General features: G+C 34.1%; 5 protein-coding genes. 3 read left to right on the forward strand and 2 right to left on the reverse strand.

Features of this window, described 5'->3' with window-relative positions:
• Positions 1–34: 34 nt before the first annotated feature.
• Both HMPREF0367_RS10725 and HMPREF0367_RS10425 read right to left on the reverse strand, forming a co-directional pair.
• Positions 35–2,167 carry an immunoglobulin-like domain-containing protein gene (locus HMPREF0367_RS10725; protein WP_051335188.1) on the reverse strand — a complete coding sequence of 711 codons (2,133 nt, stop codon included), beginning with the start codon at positions 2,165–2,167 and terminating at the stop codon, positions 35–37.
• Positions 2,168–2,422: 255 nt separating this feature from the next.
• Positions 2,423–2,617 carry a type I restriction endonuclease subunit R, EcoR124 family gene (locus HMPREF0367_RS10425; RefSeq protein ID WP_345917184.1) on the reverse strand — a complete coding sequence of 65 codons (195 nt, stop codon included), beginning with the start codon at positions 2,615–2,617 and terminating at the stop codon, positions 2,423–2,425.
• Positions 2,618–3,146: 529 nt separating this feature from the next.
• Here HMPREF0367_RS10425 and HMPREF0367_RS05185 point away from each other — a divergent pair.
• The 3 genes from HMPREF0367_RS05185 to HMPREF0367_RS05195 all read left to right on the forward strand — a co-directional run bounded on the left by HMPREF0367_RS05185 (position 3,147) and on the right by HMPREF0367_RS05195 (position 4,351).
• Positions 3,147–3,461 (forward strand): DUF3784 domain-containing protein, encoded by a 315-nt coding sequence (locus HMPREF0367_RS05185; protein ID WP_035401892.1) that lies wholly within the window; start codon positions 3,147–3,149, stop codon positions 3,459–3,461.
• Positions 3,462–3,596: 135 nt separating this feature from the next.
• On the forward strand, positions 3,597–4,013 hold the full coding sequence (locus HMPREF0367_RS05190) for a hypothetical protein (protein ID WP_035401895.1): 417 nt from the start codon (positions 3,597–3,599) through the stop codon (positions 4,011–4,013).
• A gap of 68 nt (positions 4,014–4,081) precedes the next feature.
• Positions 4,082–4,351 (forward strand): YgiT-type zinc finger protein, encoded by a 270-nt coding sequence (locus HMPREF0367_RS05195; protein WP_035401898.1) that lies wholly within the window; start codon positions 4,082–4,084, stop codon positions 4,349–4,351.
• Positions 4,352–4,388 lie beyond the last annotated feature (37 nt).

Below are 4,388 nucleotides of genomic sequence, written 5' to 3' on the forward strand. Positions count from 1 at the left end.
GCTCACATAAGCATCCTTTCATCATGATTCGTTTTTACTGATGTTTACGTTTGAACAATACAGCTAATAAAGCTCCTAGAGAAGCTATACCCAATACAGACCAAGCCATAACATTTGTCTGTGTACTTGTTTGAGCTGTATCTTTGGTAGAATTTTTATTGGAATCCTCTTTATCGGTGTCCGTGGTTTTCTGCTGTACTGTTACATAAATCGTTCTAACAACACGGATTCCATGACTATCCGTTACTTCATATACAACCGTATATTTTCCAGCCTTGGAAGTATCCACTGTATTTTTAGTGATAACAATCTTGTCCGTCAGGTCACCATCTTCTGCATCGGTTGCGGTAACATCCTTCATTGCATCAAATGTATCACCAACTGTCAATGTCTTATCTTCAGCAGTAATCTTCGGTGCTTTATTGATAACTGATACTGCAGGCACAACCTCTACTGTAATATCTACTTCTACGGTCTGATAGTTTGTCGTATCTTCTGGTGTAAAGACAGCTTTGAATGGCTGTGTTCCTAGTACATCCGCTGTTTGTGTATCATCTGCCCATGTGAAGCCATCTGGAAGACTAACTGTTGATAAAGCATCCCCCTGTTTAATAACCAAATCCTTTGGAAGTGTGAAAGAAGGTTGCGCTTTAGAGATTTCAAAGGAATCAGTTGCTACCATTCCTGTATAATTTTCATTTCCCTCTACAGTTGCCTTGACGTACCATGTCCCTGCTTCTGTTGGCACTTTACCTGTATAAGTACCATCCTTTTTATCGCTATATGTAAACACTACATTACCATATTTGGCAGTAGCAACAGGCGTACTTGCCGTCTGTCCATATGTCCAGTCTGCAATAGAAAGTTCACTGGTCCACTCGTTCGTCGTCTGGCTGATAGAAAATTCTTTTTCTGCGGTTGCTCCTTTGTAATTCGCATCTGCTTCTACACTGGCAACCACTTTATAGTTTCCTGCATTTACAGGAGATTCTTCAAGTTTTGTCCAGTCGTTTCCATCTTTTTTATACCATGTAAAAGTAACGGTATTCGTGCTTCCTGTTTTCGTCAAATCATCAGAGCCGATTGTAACTGTATTACCGTCATACTGCTTATCCAGTGAAAAACCATTTACAAATGCAATCTCACTGTCTGCTTTTTCAATTTCAAATTTTTTAATCGCTTCCAGACTTTCACCACCATAACTCACAGTTGCCTTTACATAATATGTTCCCGCCGTAATTGGCGCAGCGCTTGTATATGTTCCGTTTTCTTCAGTCGCATATGTATAAGTCGGTGTTCCTATCTTAGCAACCGCAGAAGGAGACGGCATTTCTCCATATGTTATATCAGAAATAATCAGGTCACTAACCCAACTATTTGTACCGTATATTGGAGTGACACCGTTGATACCGCTTACCGTTCCGCCATTTATTGTAATGCTGACATTTCTACAATTCTGTGTAACTCCTCCCCACTTTTGGATAGAAAGGCTTCCTGCTGAACCACTATCTGAATTAATAATTAAATTTGAGTTTGTATCGCCTGATATCGTCAAAAGATAACTTGAAGTTCCAGCAGCTGTATGGCAAACAAAAGTATTACTTCCGATTAAATTCAACGTCAATTCGCTATTTGCGCCGATAGTAACTGTGTTATCATACAAAACATATAAATCTACATTATTAAGATTTAACGTAACAGTTAGTTCTGGGTTAATTATCAGCTTAGAAAAATCTCCGCTCAGCGAAAATGCTCCATTGCCTGTTATCGTAAGAGTTCCTCCGCTATAAGTGTAGTTGCTTGTTTCTCCTGTGATCGTCAGATTATCGTAAGTAATGGTTTCATTCGCCAATGGTTGAATTTCATTTACTACACTATCTTTTTCAGCGATTTCTGCAAGTGGTTTTGGCAGACTGAGGAAACTATTGGTATCGTTCGTTTCTTCTATTTTATCCATTTCTGATATGGAAGTCTCTTCCTCAACTTCTGTTTTCTCGTTCTCACTTGTTTCTTCCGCTTCCACAGCTTCATCATTCCACTTTTCTTCAGAAAAAATAGTATCTGTGTTATCTGTTTCTTCCTGTGCATATACAGGATAATTGATATAACCTAATCCCATAGTAGTAACAAGCGATGCTGCAATTAATTTATTTACGTTCTTTTTCATTTAATTTCTCCTTCCTCTTTATACGCAAAAAGCGCAGATACTCCTTCTATCTAGGATATATCTGTACTGTCGTACGTTTTTTGTACATGTAAAAAAAGGGCAAACTCTACCTGTTCGTTTGTAATCGCGCATTAAACTAAATGTCAACCCTTTTTCCATACCTCTATTCTAAATGATTTAGATTTATTAAACAATAGATATCACTATAACCATTAAAATAATGAACAGCCTATAAACGTCTGTTCACTTTGGCAATTAAAAAATATCAAAATATTTTTCATAGAACGCATTCAGCTTTTCAGCAACTCTTTCTTTGATTGTTTTACGTTTCCCTCCAAATCGACTGATTGGCGGAAGGATATGGTCAAAATCAGTACCCGTTGTTTTAAAGTATCCGTCATTTAAAGCAACCAGCATATAATGTTCCGTTTCATTGATAATAATAAAAATTCAAAGATTAAAGAATTATTGTAGATATAATACAGTATTACGAATCAATAATAAATGAAATTATTTTTGTCTATTTTATAGTGGTTTGATTCCCTCCATCATTCCCCCTGACATTCCCCACCCTTAACCAATTCACTCAATCATCCATCGACCATCCCATCACAACGAGACCAGCAGAATAAACTGAGTATAAAAGTTTGAATTGTTCTAAAATTTTTTCAAGCTTTAATCTCAGATTTAAAGAGAAATGATTGATAAAAAATAGAAAAAAGAAAGAATTTAAAGATGGATGGAGGAAAGTCAGGAAAAAGATGGAAGAAAATAAATTATGCATACATATTAGCCTTATAAAAGTAAAATCTGTATAAATTGCACTTTTAATTTATTCACTATCGTAAAATAATACTGTATAATAAAATTGAAGAAAGACAGTACCTAAGAATAGAGATAAGTATTCTATACTGCTCTGAGCAAGATAATATAAAAAATACTGTTTAACTTATACAAGCTATCACTTTAGGAGAATTCTATGGAATGGTTATTTGTATTAATTATGAATGTTTCTCTAGGATTAATTTTAATCGTATGTGGATACTTGATTTGGAAACAAGAAAAGATTTCTTTAATTCGTAGATATCATTATAAAAGAGTCAAAGAACAAGATAAAAAAATCTATTGTACTGAAATAGGCACGGCACTCATCATCTTTGGACTAAGTTTCATTATTATGTGGTTTATCAATTACTTTACAAATGTATCGTATGGCATTCTAGTTTTAGCTATTGGTTTCATTACTGGAACGATTCTCTTTGTACATGCAGAGATAAAATACAACCGAGATTAATTCTAGTATGCAGCTATATATAGCTATATATAAAAATAAAGATTTGAGTTATTAACTATAATGAAATTTATATGTCAGTTATCTTTATCTATTTGTTATAAGATCAGAACTTATTTTTGAAGGGAGTGATATTTTATGAAACAAAATCGAAGTACATTGTATTTAATTTTAGCATGTCTTTTCGCTCTTGCTTTACCACTTTTCGATTATTTGGAATATATACAGTTTCGACAGGCCCAATCAACTTATCAATTAGGTTATTTACAATTTGCCATCCGACCATTAATTTTACCTATGTGTTCCCTCTTGCTGGGATGGTTCCTAGTACATTTTCTAGGTATCCAAAAAACAAACCGTAAAATATTTTTTCTCCTAGTTGCAATCTTAATCATATACATAGTCTTTATTTCACCATGGTGTTTAATTCCAATTTTGCAATTGACTCTTCCATGGCCAGCTTACATAGATTATCTTGCGATAATTTTTTCTCAAATTGATTTTCTACCAGCTATATTTGTTATAATGGGTATGGGTTTAGCTTATACTCGTTAGAAGAATCTATACTAAATAAATTAGATATAACTGTTTAACAAATTGGAATTTTTCAAGGAGGATTTACAATGAAATGTATGAAATGTCATAACACATTGCACTCAGAAATCGGCGAATTTTCTATGACTATTAACGGAAAAAGTATAAAGGTCGTAAATGCACCTGTATTACATTGCAAGAACTGTAATTCGGTAATTATTAGCGACGAAGTAAAAGAAAAGGCAAAAGAATTTTCAAAAGTATATTTATATCCAGACAATACTCTTGATTACGCAGAATGTGAAGCCGGAACGATTATGTCGATAATGAATATGTCGGTAATGAATTTACTGCTTTGATGACGACAAATCCTAATTTAACAATTTCATATCCAGT

It is taken from the genome of Faecalitalea cylindroides ATCC 27803, from assembly GCF_000469305.1.
Taxonomy (GTDB): Bacteria; Bacillota_I; Bacilli_A; order Erysipelotrichales; family Erysipelotrichaceae; genus Faecalitalea; species Faecalitalea cylindroides.